This window comes from Variovorax defluvii, assembly GCF_039541515.1.
In the GTDB taxonomy this organism is placed as follows: Bacteria; Pseudomonadota; Gammaproteobacteria; order Burkholderiales; family Burkholderiaceae_C; genus Variovorax; species Variovorax defluvii.
On the sequence record NZ_BAABGJ010000060.1, the window covers coordinates 38,254 to 53,946 of the forward strand.

16 protein-coding genes are annotated in these 15,693 nt (G+C 67.6%); 11 read left to right on the forward strand and 5 right to left on the reverse strand.

Translation table 11 applies throughout. The features are described 5' to 3' along the window. The first annotated feature begins 15 nt into the window (after nucleotides 1-15). Nucleotides 16-957 (forward strand): OmpA family protein, encoded by a 942-nt coding sequence (locus ABEA07_RS18870; protein WP_345539752.1) that lies wholly within the window; start codon nucleotides 16-18, stop codon nucleotides 955-957. Nucleotides 958-1,062: 105 nt separating this feature from the next. Here ABEA07_RS18870 and ABEA07_RS18875 read toward each other — a convergent pair whose 3' ends face one another. From ABEA07_RS18875 to ABEA07_RS18890, 4 genes are all read right to left on the reverse strand, one after another. Then, complete coding sequence (locus ABEA07_RS18875; protein WP_345539754.1) at nucleotides 1,063-1,950, reverse strand: hypothetical protein; 888 nt, start codon at nucleotides 1,948-1,950, stop codon at nucleotides 1,063-1,065. 2 nt (nucleotides 1,951-1,952) lie between these two features. Beyond that, nucleotides 1,953-2,522: an acyl-homoserine-lactone synthase gene (locus ABEA07_RS18880; RefSeq protein WP_345539755.1), complete on the reverse strand. Its 570-nt coding sequence runs from the start codon at nucleotides 2,520-2,522 to the stop codon at nucleotides 1,953-1,955. A gap of 85 nt (nucleotides 2,523-2,607) precedes the next feature. Then, the gene (locus tag ABEA07_RS18885; protein WP_345539757.1) at nucleotides 2,608-3,033 is read right to left on the reverse strand and encodes a DUF4902 domain-containing protein; all 426 of its coding nucleotides are present in this window, start codon (nucleotides 3,031-3,033) and stop codon (nucleotides 2,608-2,610) included. 68 nt (nucleotides 3,034-3,101) lie between these two features. Continuing rightward, nucleotides 3,102-3,815 carry an autoinducer binding domain-containing protein gene (locus tag ABEA07_RS18890; RefSeq protein WP_345539758.1) on the reverse strand — a complete coding sequence of 238 codons (714 nt, stop codon included), beginning with the start codon at nucleotides 3,813-3,815 and terminating at the stop codon, nucleotides 3,102-3,104. Between the two features lie 93 nt (nucleotides 3,816-3,908). On the opposite strand from ABEA07_RS18890, the gene gph reads away from it, so the two are divergent. From gph to ABEA07_RS18915, 5 genes are all read left to right on the forward strand, one after another. Then, nucleotides 3,909-4,601, forward strand: a complete 693-nt coding sequence (gene gph, locus ABEA07_RS18895; RefSeq protein WP_345539760.1) for a phosphoglycolate phosphatase — start codon at nucleotides 3,909-3,911, stop codon at nucleotides 4,599-4,601. 85 nt (nucleotides 4,602-4,686) lie between these two features. After that, nucleotides 4,687-5,760, forward strand: a complete 1,074-nt coding sequence (locus ABEA07_RS18900; RefSeq protein WP_345539762.1) for an NAD/NADP-dependent octopine/nopaline dehydrogenase family protein — start codon at nucleotides 4,687-4,689, stop codon at nucleotides 5,758-5,760. Next, on the forward strand, nucleotides 5,750-6,754 hold the full coding sequence (locus tag ABEA07_RS18905; protein WP_345539764.1) for a 3-hydroxybutyryl-CoA dehydrogenase: 1,005 nt from the start codon (nucleotides 5,750-5,752) through the stop codon (nucleotides 6,752-6,754). Before ABEA07_RS18900 ends, ABEA07_RS18905 begins: the two co-directional genes overlap by 11 nt. Next, entirely contained in the window at nucleotides 6,751-7,557 is an 807-nt protein-coding gene (locus ABEA07_RS18910; protein WP_345539765.1) for an alpha/beta fold hydrolase, read from the forward strand. The genes ABEA07_RS18905 and ABEA07_RS18910 overlap by 4 nt, the downstream gene beginning before the upstream one ends. A gap of 73 nt (nucleotides 7,558-7,630) precedes the next feature. Then, nucleotides 7,631-8,554, forward strand: coding sequence for a pseudouridine-5'-phosphate glycosidase (locus ABEA07_RS18915; RefSeq protein WP_345539766.1), 924 nt, complete (start codon nucleotides 7,631-7,633; stop codon nucleotides 8,552-8,554). Here ABEA07_RS18915 and ABEA07_RS18920 read toward each other — a convergent pair. Beyond that, entirely contained in the window at nucleotides 8,551-9,042 is a 492-nt protein-coding gene (locus tag ABEA07_RS18920) for a MarR family winged helix-turn-helix transcriptional regulator (RefSeq protein WP_345539768.1), read from the reverse strand. The genes ABEA07_RS18915 and ABEA07_RS18920 overlap by 4 nt on opposite strands. Before the next feature lie 141 nt (nucleotides 9,043-9,183). On the opposite strand from ABEA07_RS18920, the gene ABEA07_RS18925 reads away from it, so the two are divergent. From ABEA07_RS18925 to ABEA07_RS18945, 5 genes are read left to right on the forward strand one after another with little or no spacing between them, the layout of a single operon-like run. Next, entirely contained in the window at nucleotides 9,184-11,367 is a 2,184-nt protein-coding gene (locus tag ABEA07_RS18925; protein ID WP_345539769.1) for a thiamine pyrophosphate-dependent enzyme, read from the forward strand. 4 nt (nucleotides 11,368-11,371) lie between these two features. After that, nucleotides 11,372-12,871, forward strand: a complete 1,500-nt coding sequence (locus ABEA07_RS18930) for an indolepyruvate oxidoreductase subunit beta family protein (RefSeq protein WP_345539770.1) — start codon at nucleotides 11,372-11,374, stop codon at nucleotides 12,869-12,871. A gap of 23 nt (nucleotides 12,872-12,894) precedes the next feature. Beyond that, nucleotides 12,895-13,878: a PDR/VanB family oxidoreductase gene (locus ABEA07_RS18935; protein WP_345539771.1), complete on the forward strand. Its 984-nt coding sequence runs from the start codon at nucleotides 12,895-12,897 to the stop codon at nucleotides 13,876-13,878. A 14-nt stretch (nucleotides 13,879-13,892) separates the two neighbouring features. Then, a complete protein-coding gene (locus ABEA07_RS18940; RefSeq protein WP_345539772.1) occupies nucleotides 13,893-15,206 on the forward strand; it encodes an aromatic ring-hydroxylating dioxygenase subunit alpha in 1,314 nt (437 codons plus the stop codon). After that, complete coding sequence (locus tag ABEA07_RS18945; RefSeq protein ID WP_345539773.1) at nucleotides 15,206-15,688, forward strand: aromatic-ring-hydroxylating dioxygenase subunit beta; 483 nt, start codon at nucleotides 15,206-15,208, stop codon at nucleotides 15,686-15,688. Before ABEA07_RS18940 ends, ABEA07_RS18945 begins: the two co-directional genes overlap by 1 nt. Nucleotides 15,689-15,693: the final 5 nt, after the last annotated feature.

The window sequence follows — 15,693 nt, forward strand, 5'->3', positions numbered from 1 at the left end:
CGAGGAATGTCGGCAATGACACTTAGAGCACGAAAGACCGCCACCGCGGGTCGCCGCTTCCCGGCGCGTGGGTCCGGACTTCACCTCCTGGCCGCAGCCCTTCTTCTGGCTGGCTGTGCGCCGGGCCGTCCCATCGATCCCCTGGCCCAGGCACGCGCGATGGCGGCTCAGCCCGCTGCGCCGGCAGCCGAGGAATTCCCGGCGATCGAGATGGCCAGATGGAAGGAGGGCGTATTCCCGAACCTCGAGAACCTTCGCCTTGTGAGCAGGGGCATGGGGAAAGACCAGATTCGCCACCTCCTGGGTTGGCCGCACTTCGATGAAGGCCTCTGGGGTGCGCGTGACTGGAACTACATCTTCCATCTCCGTACTGGAAAGGCCACCGAGTTCATCACCTGTCAGTACATGGTTCGCTTCGACGATTCGATGTTGAGCACCGGCGCGTTCTGGAAGGGGTCCGAGTGCGCGGACCTGCTGCGTCCGGCGGCCAAGGTCGCGATGACAGAAGCCCCCACCAAGCCCGTGGTGGTGGTGCAGCCGCTGCCCTCGCCGGCGCCGACCCCGCTGCCGCCGAAGAAAATCAGCCTGGGCACGGACGGTCTGTTCCGCTTTGGCGGCGGCGCCTTGTCCGATCTGCAGCCGCAAGGGAGGCAGAAAGTCGAGCAACTCGCGCAGGAGATTCGTCGCAACTTCCGCACGATCCAATCCATCTCCATCACCGGTCATACCGACCGTTTGGGTAGCACGGCTTACAACGATGCTTTGTCGATCAGACGTGCCAACACGGTGCGGGATCTCCTGGTCAATGCCGGCATCGACGAAGCATTGCTGAGAGCCTCGGGCGCGGGCAAGAGCCAGCCTGTCGTGGACTGCCCTGGCACAAAGAAGACGCCTTCGCTGGTGGCGTGTCTGCAGCCCAATCGACGGGTGGAGGTCGAGGTGCGCGGAGCGGCTTGAGGGCGGACGCCTTTTCCGGCAATACGGCCCCGCGAATGTGAAGCCGCTCGACGCCTGGTCGTCGAGCGGCTTTCTTATTGGAGCCTGCTTCGTAAGCGCTGCGACTCAATAGTCGTAGCACAGTTCGTTGGTGCGGGCATCGACGAGGTTGGCAATGATCTGGCAGGCGACCTGGTATTGGGGCTCCCTGCCGATCATGGCGCCCTCTACATGGCCGAGTCCCTGGAATACTTCATGGCCCAGGTACATCGCGTCGGTGCGGCGGTGGCCAGTGCGTGTGAGCAGGCCTTGTAGGGCCGGTTGCTGTGCCTTGAGGTGCGTCTGGAGACGGCTCAGCTCGGCTTCAATATCAGACTCAGACGGTCGTGACAGTGGGGCAGGCATGTCGGGCCGAGCGCTGAGCATGGCGACCATGGAGCGCTGAACACGCTCAGTGCGCTCAAACAGCATCGACACCGACTCGCGGGCGAGAGAGGCGTCCAGTACAGTCGACGGCGGGCCTGCCGCCGCGCGCCGCCCGAGTCGGGACGGGATCTTGTCACTGACATGATTGACCTGGCCTGCAAGGCCCCCGTCCTTGGCCCCGTGCAGTGGCGCGTGGTCCTGGTAGAAGTCGAGCCAACCCAGCAGCAGTTGACGAATGGTGACTTGCTCGACAGATTCACCATGATCCAGGAGATGGTCGGGCACGCCGATCATCAATCCTTGAAAGGTGCGGTAAGCGAGTTGCAGATCGCGAAGGCAGGTTTGGATGCGCGTCAGACGTGGGGTGCGCGTGTTGTTGATGGAGGTGCCCAAGCGCACCAGGTGATCGCGGATCTCGTAAGCCCGGTCCTGAAGCCAGAATCGATCTGCACGACGGCGGTTGGCTAAACGGTCGTTGGCGGGCTCCCGGACCAGCATGTCGCAGAAACGCGCCACGCTGTGGGCCAGCGGCGGCAGGGCGTTGTTCACGATGCGTGAGGGGCGTTGGACTCCGTAGAGCGTGGTCATTGTCAAGCTCCTTCTGCTGCTGACCGGGTCAGGTCGATCCAGCATGCGAAGAGTGGATGACCATTGATGATCTGGGGTGGGCCGGCGCGGTAGCTCAGGAAGCCTAGCTTTCGGAGCAGACGCTCGATGCCGGGCGACGACAAGGTCGTGATGAGTCGGCTCACGCCATGCCGAAGTGCGCAGGATCGAACGGCTTCCAGCAATCCGATAGTGGTTGGAGACGAGAACTGACCCGGCGAGGCGTGGGAATCGATGCCCAATGTCGTGAACCGCGACAGCTCCCAGACGTCGTGGGAGCTGGGTATCGGCGCGCCTCCCATCAACTGGGGGAAGATCTCGCTTAGCAGATAGGGCCGCACGGTGGGCAGCAAGCGTGCGATGCCGACACAGCGCCCTCCTGTGCGCGCGGCCACATAGATGGTGTCTGGCCCATCGAATTGATCGAGTTCCAGACCGGCCCGCGTGACCAAGTCCCAACCCAAGGTTTCGACGAAAACCTCGTTTCGATATCTGGCGAGCCCAACGAGAACGTCGTCGGACAAGCTTTTCGATGTGCCTGCAATGAATTCCATGTGGCTCCCTTTCGGTTGAAAGGAAGCCATTTCACCCAACACGGCGCAAGGCGGTCACTACCAAAATTGGTAGTGGGAGAAAAGTTCAGATTTGGTGCGGCAAACCGGCGTAGCGGCGGCGCAGCGCGATGCACGTGGACTCCGCCCAGGCCATGACATCCACGCGGGCAGCCAGGCATTCCAGGCTTCGTTGCCAAGGAAGATCCTGCAGGTCATCACCGATGAGCAGCAAGTTGGTGAAAGGGAGGCCGAGACGATGCCAGCGCACCTGGCCGGGCACACAGCGAATCTCCCAGTCCCAGCTCAGGGTTGCGGATGAACCGGCTGAATCGATCCATTCCGTATAGCCGGCAATCTTGGTCTGGCGGCCGCATCCCTGCAACGCTGGCGTGCCGTGGTCTTCGTAAATGCCCGACAACAGGTGCGTCAACTGGAGTGCATGGAGCGCTGGGGTGGACAGCCGCACAAGACCGTCAATGGACCGCGGCGCATCGAAAGCGAAATGTCTCATGGTCATTCTGGTGGTCTTGATCGCCGCGCCCCCGGTCCTTCGCGAGATGATCGCCCCCCGCCTTCCCGTCAATTGAGCAAGCCGAGTACAAGGGCCTTCACGACGGCGGCTGTCTTGTTGGTCACGTTAAGTTTGGCGATGATGTTTCGGAGATGGTAGTTGACGGTGTCCACGGAGATGGTGAGTATCTGCCCGATGTCGCAGGCTGTTTTGCCGTCGGCCGTCCACTTCAGTACTTCGGTCTCGCGATCGGTCAGCTGGATCTTCTCGACGTCAAGAATTCTGGGTGCCAATTTCTGAGTTAGTGCCTGATGCGCGATGCTGACGAGCCATTGCATGCGTGGTTCGTTGACCTTGAGTTCGTTCGCCGAAATCGCTTCGCTCGAACGCGACAGGCTGAGCATGCCGACGCATCCATTGCCGTCGACGCACGACTGGGCCCAACCGATACGCAGCCCGAAGGATTGCGCCTCCTGCCAGAGCTGGGGGGTAGAAGCGAATAACTCATCGCTCCAGACAATGGGCTTACGGCTGCGCCGGCCATGCAGAACCGTCGGATCAGTCTCGACGTAGCCGGCTTGTTGGTATCGTTTGGCCCATGCTCGCGGGTACTCGAAGAGGGTGTGTATCTTGGGATTGGACACCGGAAAGGGGATCCGCAGTCCGTAACTGCAGTACTCGAAGCCCAGCTCGCGCGCGGCGGCGACGATTTCGTCGAACACGCGTTGCTCGCCCGGAGCAACAGTGACAATACGAAGCAGATCCTCTTGCCAATTCTTCATAACGCGCCTCCTCCTGGGAACCAAGGATGAAGACCAGTGTGCCTGCGGGGTCGTTTCGCGTGGCCTCCAGAGAAGAATTCGCCACAATCTCATATGCCCGCCCCAGCGCCTCTGTCCCTCTCCTGCTTCGATGCCGCCATCGTCGACCTCGACGGGACCATGGTCGACACGCTCGGCGATTTCGTCGTGGTGCTCAACCGCATGCTCGGCGAATTGAATCTGTCGCCCATCACTGCCGAGGCCGTCGGCCGGATGATCGGCAAGGGCTCCGAGCACCTCATCCGTTCCGTGCTGGCCCATGTTGAAGGCGACGCTGCCCTTTTTGAAGACGCCTACGCGCGCTATCAGCACCACTACCTGGCCATCAACGGACAGCATGCGCCCATCTATGACGGCGTCGCGGAGGGCCTAGCGACGCTGCGGGCGCGCGGACTGCGCCTGGCCTGCCTGACCAACAAGCCCACGGCCTTCGCGCGCCCGCTGCTGGCGATCAAGGGCCTCGACGTTTACTTCGAACACATGTTCGGCGGCGAGGCCTTCGAGCGCAAGAAGCCCGATCCGCTGCCGCTCCTGAAGACCTGCGAGGCCCTGGGCAGCACACCGGCGCGCACGCTGATGATCGGCGACTCCAGCAACGACGCGCAGGCGGCACGTGCCGCCGGGTGCCCTGTCGTGCTGGTGAGCTACGGCTACAACCACGGGCGGCCCGTGCACGAGGTCGATGCCGATGGCTATGTGGACTCCATCGCCGACCTGGCTCGCCTCCTCGGGCCGGGTTCACGATAGTTGACAGCCAAATTGATGAAAAGTAATGTAATCACGAGCCCGCCGGCATTTCGGCGGCCCGTGGCCATGCAAACTTTTCACTACTATGAACATCGCGATCCTGGGCGGCGGCCATGGCTGTTACGCCGCGGCTGCCGACCTCTCCGAAGCCGGCCATTCGGTGCGCCTGTGGCGGCGTGATGCCGATGCGCTGGCGCCCGTGCGCCAGGCGGGCTCGATCCGACTGAAGGACGCGGAGGGTGCGCGCGACGTGCCGATCGCGCTGGCCACCGCCGACATCGGCGAGGCGCTGCGGGGCGCCGCGCTGATCGTCATCCCCACACCCGCGATCGCGCAGGAAGACATCGCCCGCGCGATGGCGCCGCACCTGGTCGACGGGCAGGTGGTGTTCCTGCCGCCCGGCACCTTCGGGAGCTTCGTGATGGCCCGCATCGTGAAGGCGGCGGGCAACCCTGCGGACGTGGCCTGGGCCGAGACCGGGACGCTGCCTTACCTCGCGCGCAAGCACGGCGAGCGCGAGGTCAACGTCACGATCCGCGCCATCCGCCTGCCCACCGGCGTGTACCCGGCGCGCAAGGCAGCCGAGGCGCTGGAGGTGATCCGGCAGGCTTATGCGAGCGTGCACGGCTGCGGCGACGCGCTGTCGGGTGCGTTGATGAATGCGGGGCCGATCATCCACCCGCCGCTGATGGTGATGAACGCCGCGCCGCTGCAGCACTTCGAACGCTGGGATATCCACAACGAAGGCACGCAGCGCGCGGTGCGGGAGGTGACCGACAAGCTGGACCAGGAGCGCATCGCCATCCGCGAGGCCTTTGGCCAGGGCGCGCCGCACTACCCGCTGGCGGACCACTACGACAACGACCGGTGGATGTACGGCGACGCGCACAAGCAGCTGGTGAAGTCGGGCGACTGGCGCGAGAACATCGACCTCTACGCGCACCGCTACATCACCGAAGACACCGAACTGGGCCTGGCCTTCCTGGCCTCGGCGGCGCGGTATGCAGGCGTGGATGCGCCCATCGCGCACGGCCTGCTGGCCATCGTCGGCGGTTTCCTCGGCCGCGACCTGCGCCGGGGCCCGCGCACCTTCGAAGCGCTGGGACTCGCCGGCCTCGACCGTGATGCGCTGATGCAGAGGCTGCACGATGGTGAATGAAGCCGCGCCCGCGCGCTTTGCTGCCGTCGGCGCGGGGCGGATGGGTCGGGGTATCGCGATCGCCTTTGCCTACGCCGGGCACCGCATCGCGCTGATCGACCTGCGCACGCGCAGCGAAGAGGCCTGGCAGCGGCTGCGCAGCGAGGCGCAGGCCGAGATCGAGGGCAGTCTCGCCGGCTTGGCGCAATTGGGTGTGCTGGACGCAGACCAGGCGCGGTCCATTGCCGCGCGGGTCGAACTCGTCCCGGCGGCCGATGCGCCGGGAGCGCTGGCGGGTGCCGAGCTGGTGTTCGAAGGGGTGCCCGAGACGATGGAGGCCAAGCGCGAGGCCTTCGCGCAGCTCAACCGCCATTGCAGCGCGGGCGCGATCCTCACCTCCACCACCAGCAGCATCCTGGTGACGCAGCTCGCTGCCCTGGTGAAGAAGCCGGAGCGCTTCCTCAACATGCACTGGCTCAACCCGGCCTACGTCATCCCGGTGGTGGAGTTGAGCACGCACCCGGCGACCGATGCGGCGGTGCTGGCCCGCACCAAGGCCCTGATGGAGCAGATCGGCAAGCTGCCGGTCGTGTGCGGGCCGACGCCGGGCTACATCGTGCCGCGCCTGCAGGCGCTGGTGATGAACGAGGCCGCGCGCATGGTGGAGGAGGGCGCCGCCACCGCCGAGGAGATCGACAAGGCGACACGCTACGGCCTGGGCCTGCGCTTCGCCGCGCTGGGCGTGGTGGAGTTCATCGACTTCGGTGGTGCGGACATCCTCCACCACGCGAGCCGCGAGATGTCGGCGTCGATCGACCCGGCGCGCTATGCCGCGCCCGCGGTGCTCGACCGCATGATGGCCGAGGGGCGGTTGGGCCTGAAGAGCGGCAGCGGCTTCTACGACTACGACGGACGCGATGTCGGCGCCTACCGGCGCGACGTCCTCGCACGCACGCTGGGCATGCTCAGGCACGCCGGCTTGTGGCGTCCGCCCGCGCACGAGACGCTGCCGTGAACGGCATCCGCCGCGCCTTCGCCGATCTGTCGGTGGGCCAGGTCCACTACGCGAGCTGCGGCGATCCGCGCGCGCAGACGGTGCTGCTGCTGCACCAGTCGCCGCGCAGCTGGAACGAGTACCGCGCGGTGCTGCCACGCATCGGCGAGCGCTTCCGCGCGATCGCGATGGACACCGCCGGCTTCGGCGATTCCGAAGACGGCGGCGTGCCCGCCAGCATCGGGCAATGGGCACGCGTCGCCGTCGAACTGCTGGACGCGCTGGGCATTGCGCGCGCGCACGTGGTGGGGCATCACACGGGCGGCGTGATCGCGGTCGAACTGGCCAGCGCTTTCGCACGGCGCGTGCACGGGCTGGTACTGTCGTCCACGCCGTACACCGATGCGGCCTTCCGGCGTGCGCGGGCGGAACGTCCACCGATCGACGAAGTGGCGATGAGCCAGGACGGCAGCCACCTCGCGGCGCTGTGGCGCAGGCGCCAGGGCTTCTACCCGCCGAAGCGGCCCGAGCTGCTCGAAGCCTTCGTGCTGGATGCGCTCAAGGTGAGCGGCCGCATGGAAGACGGGCACCGCGCCGTGGCCGCCTACCGCATGGAGGAGCGCATCGCCCTGGTGAAGCAGCCCACGCTGATCGTGCGCGCGACCGACGATCCTTTCGCCGCGCCGCATGCGGCCGAGCTGAAGGAGCAACTGCCGCACGCGCGCATCGTCGACATCCCCGGCGGCATGGTGCCCTTGCCCGACCAGATGCCCGAGGCCTTCGCCACCGCGGTCCTGGCCTTCCTGGCGACGCTCGCGCCCTGAGGGTGGTGGTGCGCACCGCCGACATCTGACATCCTTGCGCCCGGCGCCACGGCACGGCGCAGGAAGGCATCACATGCAGACCCATCCCTGGCTGACCCTGAGCGCGCCCGTGGCCGCCGCGCGCGCCGCCGGCCGGCCGCTGGTGGCGCTGGAGTCCACCATCGTCGCGCACGGCATGCCCTACCCGGAGAACCTGCGCACCGCGCGCGACGTGGAAGCGCTGATCCGCGGCCTGGGGGCCGAGCCCGCCACCATCGCGGTGATCGGCGGGCGCATCCGCATCGGTCTGGCCGACGACGAGCTGGAACTGCTGGCGCGATCCGAACGCGTGCACAAGGTCAGCCGGCGCGACCTGCCGGCCGTGCTGGCCAGCGGCGAGCCCGGCGCCACCACCGTGGCCGGCACCATGATCTGCGCGGCGCTGGCCGGCATCGAGGTCTTCGTCACCGGCGGCATCGGCGGCGTGCACCGGGGCGCGCCGCAGAGCTTCGACATCTCGGCCGACCTGCAGGAGCTGGCGAGGACCTCGGTGGCGGTGGTGTGCGCGGGCGCCAAGTCCATCCTCGACATCGGCCTCACGCTGGAGTACCTGGAGACGCACGGCGTGCCGGTGCTCAGTTGCGGCCAGGACAACTTCGCGGCCTTCTACGCCCGCGACAGCAACTTTCGCGCCGACTACCGGCTGGACGATCCGCAAGCGCAGGCCCGCTTCATCCGCACCAAGTGGGACCTGGGACTGGCCGGCGGCGTGGTGCTGAGCGCGCCGGTGCCGCAGGACGCGGCCATGCCGCGCGGAGAGATCGACGCCATCACCGCGCAGGCGCTGGCCGATGCCGATGCGCAAGGCATCACCGGCAAGGCGGTCACGCCCTTCCTTCTGGCCCGCATCCAGGCGCTGACCGGCGGGCGCAGCCTGGCGGCCAACATCGCGCTGATCCGGCACAACGCCGAAGTGGGGGCGCGGCTGGCGCTGGCGCTGGCGCGCACCGGCCCCTAGTCCTCCTCCTCCTCGGCGGCGTCGCCGTCCTGCGGCGCCCGCGCGTGCAGGTCGATCATCTGCCGAAGGGTGGTCTTCAGCTCTTCGGCGCGCAGCAGGCCGAAGGGCTCCAGGACGCGCCGCTCGTGCTCGCGCGCCAGTTCAATCAGCCGCTCCACCGTCTTGGCGCCCTTGCGCGTGATGCGCACCAGCGTGATGCGGCGATCACTGCCGTGGGGCAGGCGCTCGACCTGGCCCTTGGCTTCCATCCGGTCCAGCAGCCGCGTCACCGTGGGCTGCTTGGTGACCGTCACCTGCGCCAGCTGCCCGATGCTGATGGGCGCGCCGCCCGCCAGCGATGCCATCACCCGCCATTCCGACACCGAAAAGCCGTGCTGCCGCGCGACCACGTGGAATTCCGAGGAGATCAGCTGGCTGGCCTGCGCGAGCAGGGCCGGCAGGTAGTCGTCGACGAAGCGAAGCGGCTTATCGGAGGCGCTGGATGCCATGAAAGCTCCCCTTCGCCCCGGCAGGCACGCGGCTTGCGTGTCTAGGGTAATTCATGATTGTGGATACATTCACTTGTGAACATTATAGGAACCGCACGATGAGGCGGCCCTTCGCCGCTGCGGCTGGAAAGAAACGACATCATGGCTGAACGATCATTCGTTGAGGAGGTCAAGAAGCTCCGACTTTCGGACGGGGAGCTGTTCCGTGGCGAGGGCATTCTGGCCGTGACCAAGGCGCTGCTGGAATCCGGCGTGTCCTATGTGGCCGGCTACCAGGGTGCGCCGATCTCGCACCTGATGGACGTGCTGGCCGACGCCCAGGACATCCTGGCCGAGCAGGGCATCCGCTTCGAGAACAGCGCCAGCGAGGCCACCGCGGCCGCCACCCTGGCCGCCTCGGTCAACTACCCGCTGCGCGGCGCCGTGACCTTCAAGGCGACGGTGGGCACCAACGTGGCGTCCGACGCGCTGGCCAATCTGGCGTCCGGCGGCGTGACCGGTGGCGCGCTGATCATCGTGGGCGAGGACTACGGCGAGGGCTCCTCGATCATGCAGGAGCGCAGCCACGCCTTCGCGATGAAGTCGCAGATCTGGCTGCTGGACCCGCGGCCCAACCTGCCCTCGATCGTCGCGGCGGTGAAGAAGGGCTTCGAGCTGTCCGAGGCCAGCCACACGCCCGTGATGCTGCAGCTGCGCATCCGCGCCTGCCACGTGCACGGCCAGTTCGTCGCCGGGGCCAACCGGCGCGCCGACTTCACGCTCAAGGATGCGCTGGAGAACCCGCAGCGCGACGTCAGCCGCATCGTGCTGCCGCCGGCCAGCTTCGTGCACGAGCAGGAGAAGGTGAAGGAGCGCTGGCCCGCCGCGCTGCGCTTCATCGAAGAGCACGGGCTCAACGAGTTTTTCTCGGCCGAGGCCGACGACATCGGCATCATCGTCCAGGGCGGCAGCTACAACACGCTGCTGCGCGCGCTCGAGCGCCTGGGCCTGGCCGACGTCTACGGCAACACGCAGGTGCCGCTGTACGTGATGAACGTGGCCTATCCGCTGGTGGACAACGAGGTGCTGCGCTTTTGCGAAGGCAAGCGCGCGGTGCTGGTGGTCGAGGAAGGCCAGCCCAACTTCGTCGAGCAGAACCTCGCCACCATCCTGCGCCAGGCCGGCGCCACCACCGTGCTGCACGGCAAGGACATGCTGCCCGTGGCCGGCGAATACACCGCGGCCGAGCTGCTCAGGGGCACGCGCGCCTTTGCCGAGCGCTACGGCCGGCTGGCCCCGCTGCCCGTTCCCGCGCCGGTGCGCAAGATCATCCCGCTCAAGGAAGTCGCCGAGATCGGCGTCGATGCCGCACCCGAGCCGGCGCTGCCGCTGGGCGACAGCGTGCACGCCCGACCGCCGGGCTTCTGCACCGGCTGCCCCGAGCGCCCCATCTTCGCCGCGATGAAGCTGGTCGAGCGCGAACTCGGCCCGCATCACGTGAGCGCGGACATCGGCTGTCACCTGTTCTCCATCCTGCCGCCCTTCAACATCGGCAACACCACCATGGGCTACGGTCTCGGTGGCGCCGGCGCGGCCGCCCTCAACGCGCCGGCCGGCAAGCGTGCCATCTCGATGATGGGCGATGGCGGCTTCTGGCACAACGGCCTGACCAGCGGTGTCGCCAATGCGGTCTTCAACCGGAGCGACAACCTGACCATCGTGGTCGACAACAACTACACCTCGGCCACGGGCGGCCAGGACATCCTCTCGTCGAAGGCGCAGAACGCGACGCGCAGCACCGGCCATGCGATCGAGCGTGCCGTGCGCGGCGTCGGCGTGGAATGGGTGAAGACCCTGCGCCGCACCTACGACGTGGCCGGCATGCGCGACGCGATCAAGGAGGCGCTCACCACCAAGCAGAAGGGCCCCAAGGTCCTGATCGCGCAGTCCGAGTGCATGCTCAACCGGCAGCGCCGCGAGAAGCCGCTGATGCGCAAGGCCATCGCCGACGGCAAGCGCGTGGTGCGCGACAAGTTCGGCGTCGACGCCGACACCTGCACCGGCGATCACTCCTGCATCCGCCTGTCGGGCTGCCCCTCGCTGTCGATCAAGGCCAACCCCGACCCGCTGCGCACCGACCCGGTCGCGACCGTGCTCGACAGCTGCGTGGGTTGCGGCAACTGCGGCGACGTCTCGCACGCCGCGGTGCTGTGCCCGTCCTTCTACAAGGCGCAGATCGTGAGCAACCCGACCGGCTGGGACCGCTTCCGCCAATGGGTGCGCACCGCCGTGATCGGCAGGCTGCAGCGCAGCGAGGCCAGGCGCCGCGAGACCTATGCCTTCTGAACCGATGACCCCAGCACAACCGATCAAGATTGCGATCCTGGCCATGGGCGGCGAGGGCGGCGGCGTGCTGGCCGACTGGATCGTCGACCTGGGCGAGGCCAACGGCTACGTGGCGCAGACCACCTCGGTGCCGGGCGTGGCGCAGCGAACCGGCGCCACCATCTACTACGTCGAGCTCTATCCCGAGGCCCAGGCCGCGGCCGATGGCGGCCGGCCCATCCTGGCCTTGATGCCGCTGCCCGGTGACGTGGACCTGGTGCTCGCCTCCGAGCTGATGGAAGCCGGCCGCGCGGTGCAGCGCGGGCTGGTCACGCCCGACCGCACCACCCTGATCGCCTCCACGCACCGCGTCTATTCCATCGCCGAGAAGAGCGCGATGGGCGACGGCCGGGTCGACAGCGATGAGCTGCTGGCCCATGCCGGCCGCGCGGCGAAGCGCTTCATCCGCTTCGACATGGCACGGGCGGCCGAGGCGGCCGGCAGCGTGATCAGCGCGGTGCTCTTCGGCGCGCTGGCCGGCGCCGGCGTGCTCCCCTTCAGCCGTGCGCAGTTCGAGGCCACCATCGAGCGTGGCGGCGTGGGCGTCAAGCCCAGCCTCAAGGCCTTCGATGCCGCCTTCGCGCGCGCCCAGGCCGGCAGCACCGACGAGCCCAGCGTGGCAGCACCCGCCGCCGCGCCGCGGCCGCGCCATCCGGCCGTGCGCGCCCTGGTCGAGCGCGTGCAGCGTGACTTCGCGCCGCCGCTGCACGCTGTGCTGCTCGAGGGCGTGCGCCGGCTCATCGACTACCAGGACCCGGACTACGCGGGCCTCTACCTCGACCGCATGGCCGCCGTCGCCGCACTGCCACAGGCCGGCGAGCACCGCCTGCAGCGCGAGACCGCGCGCCACCTGGCGCTGTGGATGTCCTACGAAGACACCGCCCGCGTCGCCGCGCTCAAGACCCGCGCCACCCGCTTCGAGCGCGTGCGCAGCGAGGCCGGCGTGCAGGACCGGCAGCTCCTGGCCATCGAGGAGTACATGCACCCGCGGTTGCAGGAGATCTGCGAAACCCTGCCGGGCGGCCTCGGCCGCTGGCTCGCGAACTCGGGCGCGCCGCGCCGGCTGGTGGAGCGCATGACCCGCAAGGGCCGCGTGATCCGCACCAGCTCCCTGCGCGGCTACCTGCTGCTGCGCCTGGTGGCCTCGGCCCGGCGCTGGCGCCGCAGCACCACCCGCTACGCCGACGAGAACCGCCGCATCGAAGACTGGCTGCGGCGCATCGCCGAGACCGCCGCGCAGCACCCGGAACTGGCGGTCGAACTCGCCCAGTGCCAGCGCCTGGTCAAGGGCTACAGCGACACCCACGAGCGCGGCCTGCGCAACTACGACACGCTGATGGCCGCCTTCCAGCGCGCCGGCTCCCGCATCGCGCCCGCCACCTTGCGTGAGCTGCGCGATGCGGCGCTGGCCGACGAGCATGGCCACCAGCTGCGCGCGGCGCTGACGCGCCACGCACTGGCCTGACAGAGACACGGGAGACACGAAGCATGACCGCCACCCTGCAGCTGCGCGTCGCCGAGGCGCGCCAGCTCAATCCGCTGATCCGCCAGTTCCGCCTGCGTGCCGACGACGGCCGCGCCTTGCCAGGCTTCGACGCCGGCGCACACATCCGCATCCAGGTCGAGTTGCCCGGCGGCGTACAGGACTGGCGGAACTACTCGCTGATCAACTTCGCCACCGAGCGCAACGCCACCGTGGCACCGACCGAATACGTGATCGCCGTGCGCAGGGAAGACGAAGGCCGCGGCGGCTCGCGCTTCATGCACGAGCGGCTTCAGCCCGGCGACCCGGTCACCATCGAGCTGCCGAAGAACGACTTCCCCCTGCACACCGGCCCCGGCGGCACCGTGCTGCTGGCGGGCGGCATCGGCATCACGCCGCTGGCCAGCATGGCCGCGCGCCGCCGCGCGGAGGGCGAGCGCGTGCGCCTGCACTACGCCGGCCGCAGCCGCGACCTGATGGCCTTCCTGCCCGAACTGCAGTCGCTGCTGGCCGACGACCTGCGCGTGCATGCCGACGCGGAGGCCGGCGGCCCGCTGGACATCGATGCGGTGCTGGACGCCGTGCCGCCCGGCGACCGGCTCTACGTCTGCGGCCCGAAGGTCATGCTCGACGCCGTGCTCGCCCGCACCCAGGCCCGTGGCTGGGAACATGACCGCGTGCACTTCGAGCTCTTCACCGAGGCCGTCGTCGAAGAGGGCGACCAGCCTTTCGAGGTCGAGCTCGCGCAATCGGGCCAGCGCTTTACGGTGCCGGCGAATCAGAGCATCCTCGACTGCCTGATCGAGCATGGCTGCGACCCGATGTTCGACTGCAAGCGCGGCGAATGCGGCGTGTGCACGACGGCGGTGCTGGAAGGCGAGATCGACCACCGCGACTACGTGCTGAGCGCGCGCGAGAAGGCCGAGGGCAACGTCATGCAGATCTGCATCTCGCGCGCCAAGGGGCCGCGGCTGGTGCTCGACATCTGAAGGAGAACAACACGATGACTTCCTACCGAGGCAACCCCGACGCGGTGCGCGCCCTCGTGCAGAACGACCGCGTGCACCGTGACCTGTACATCAGCCAGGAGCTGTTCGAGCTGGAGCAGGAACACTTCTTCGCCAACACCTGGAACTACGTCGGCCACGAGAGCCAGATCCCCAAGGCCGGCGACTACCTGAGCGAGCAGATCGCCGGCCGCCCGCTGATCGTGGTGCGCCACACCGACGGCACGGTGCGGGCCATGATGAACCGTTGCGCGCACAAGGGCTCGCGCCTGGTGAGCGCGCCCTGCGGCAACACCGGCAAGTTCTTCCGCTGCCCCTACCACGCCTGGACCTTCAAGACCGATGGCTCGCTGCTCGCGATTCCGCTGAAGAACGGCTACGAGGGCACGCGGCTCCACGAATGCGAGGCGTCGAAAGGACTGACCACCCTTTCCAACGTGCGCAGCCACCGTGGCTTCATCTTCGTCAAGATCAACGACGCCGGCCCGGACTTCGAAGACTACTTCGGCGACTCCCTCAGCTCCATCGACAACATGGCCGACCGCTCGCCCGAGGGCGAACTGGAGATCGCCGGCGGCTGCCTGCGCTTCGTGCACCAGTGCAACTGGAAGATGTTCGTCGAAAACCTCAACGACACGATGCATCCCATGGTGGCGCACGAGTCCTCGGCCGGCACCGCCAAGCGCATGTGGGCCGACAAGCCGGCCGATGCGCCCAAGCCGATGGCGGTCGAGCAGTTCGTGCCCTTCATGTCGGACTACAAGTTCTTCGACGACATGGGCATCCGCACTTACGACAACGGCCACAGCTTCACCGGCGTCAACTTCAGCATCCACAGCGCCTACTCGGCCATCCCTGAATACGACCAGGCCATGAAGGCCCGCTACGGCCAGGAGCGCACCGCGCAGATTCTCGGCATGGCGCGGCACAACACGGTGTACTACCCCAACCTCACCATCAAGGGTGCCATCCAGGCGATCCGCGTCGTCAAGCCCATCTCCGTCGACAAGACGCTCATCGAAAGCTGGACCTTCCGCCTCAAGGGTGCGCCGCCCGAGCTGCTGCAGCGCACCGCCATGTACAACAGGCTGATCAACTCGCCCTTCTCGGTGGTGGGCCACGACGACCTGCAGGCCTACCGCGGCATCCAGGCCGGGCTGCATGCCAGCGGCAACGAGTGGGTGAGCCTGCACCGCAACTACGACGCGGCGGAGCTGGAAGGCGGCGAGATCACCACCGGCGGCACCAACGAGCTGCCGATGCGCAACCAGTACCGCAGCTGGGCGCGCTACATGACGGAGACCATGTGATGGCCAGCCCGACCCGCCAGGACCTGATCGACTTCGTGGTGCAGGAGTCGCGCCTGCTCGATGCCAAACGCTACGAGGAATGGAATGCGCTCTTCACCGACGATGCGTACTACTGGGTGCCCGCTGCGCCCGACCAGGAGGATGGGCTCAACCATTGCTCCCACATGTACGAGGACAAGCTGCTGCGCGAGCTGCGCATCGAGCGCCTGAAGAGCCCGCGCGCCTTCTCGCAGCAGCCGCCCAGCCGCTGCCACCACCTGCTGCAGACGCCGACGGTGGAGCAGTTCGACGAAGAAGGCAATGCCTACGTCGTGCGCACCGAGTTCCACTACACCGAGGCGCAGGGCGACGAGCTGCAGTTCTACGTGGGCACCTTCTTCCACCACTTGGCGCTGGTCGACGGCGTGCTGCGAATGACGCTCAAGCGCGTCAACCTGCTCAACTGCGACGCCGCGCTGCCGGCCGTCCAACTCTTCATCTGACGTCC

Bases quoted from the DNA above. Each gene is read 5' to 3' on its own strand.
- ABEA07_RS18870 (WP_345539752.1), top strand. From the start codon at position 16: ATGACACTTAGAGCACGAAAGACCGCCACCGCGGGTCGCCGCTTCCCG.
- ABEA07_RS18875 (WP_345539754.1), bottom strand. From the start codon at position 1,950: ATGACCACGCTCTACGGAGTCCAACGCCCCTCACGCATCGTGAACAAC.
- ABEA07_RS18880 (WP_345539755.1), bottom strand. From the start codon at position 2,522: ATGGAATTCATTGCAGGCACATCGAAAAGCTTGTCCGACGACGTTCTC.
- ABEA07_RS18885 (WP_345539757.1), bottom strand. From the start codon at position 3,033: ATGAGACATTTCGCTTTCGATGCGCCGCGGTCCATTGACGGTCTTGTG.
- ABEA07_RS18890 (WP_345539758.1), bottom strand. From the start codon at position 3,815: ATGAAGAATTGGCAAGAGGATCTGCTTCGTATTGTCACTGTTGCTCCG.
- gph (WP_345539760.1), top strand. From the start codon at position 3,909: ATGCCCGCCCCAGCGCCTCTGTCCCTCTCCTGCTTCGATGCCGCCATC.
- ABEA07_RS18900 (WP_345539762.1), top strand. From the start codon at position 4,687: ATGAACATCGCGATCCTGGGCGGCGGCCATGGCTGTTACGCCGCGGCT.
- ABEA07_RS18905 (WP_345539764.1), top strand. From the start codon at position 5,750: ATGGTGAATGAAGCCGCGCCCGCGCGCTTTGCTGCCGTCGGCGCGGGG.
- ABEA07_RS18915 (WP_345539766.1), top strand. From the start codon at position 7,631: ATGCAGACCCATCCCTGGCTGACCCTGAGCGCGCCCGTGGCCGCCGCG.
- ABEA07_RS18920 (WP_345539768.1), bottom strand. From the start codon at position 9,042: ATGGCATCCAGCGCCTCCGATAAGCCGCTTCGCTTCGTCGACGACTAC.
- ABEA07_RS18925 (WP_345539769.1), top strand. From the start codon at position 9,184: ATGGCTGAACGATCATTCGTTGAGGAGGTCAAGAAGCTCCGACTTTCG.
- ABEA07_RS18930 (WP_345539770.1), top strand. From the start codon at position 11,372: ATGACCCCAGCACAACCGATCAAGATTGCGATCCTGGCCATGGGCGGC.
- ABEA07_RS18935 (WP_345539771.1), top strand. From the start codon at position 12,895: ATGACCGCCACCCTGCAGCTGCGCGTCGCCGAGGCGCGCCAGCTCAAT.
- ABEA07_RS18940 (WP_345539772.1), top strand. From the start codon at position 13,893: ATGACTTCCTACCGAGGCAACCCCGACGCGGTGCGCGCCCTCGTGCAG.
- ABEA07_RS18945 (WP_345539773.1), top strand. From the start codon at position 15,206: ATGGCCAGCCCGACCCGCCAGGACCTGATCGACTTCGTGGTGCAGGAG.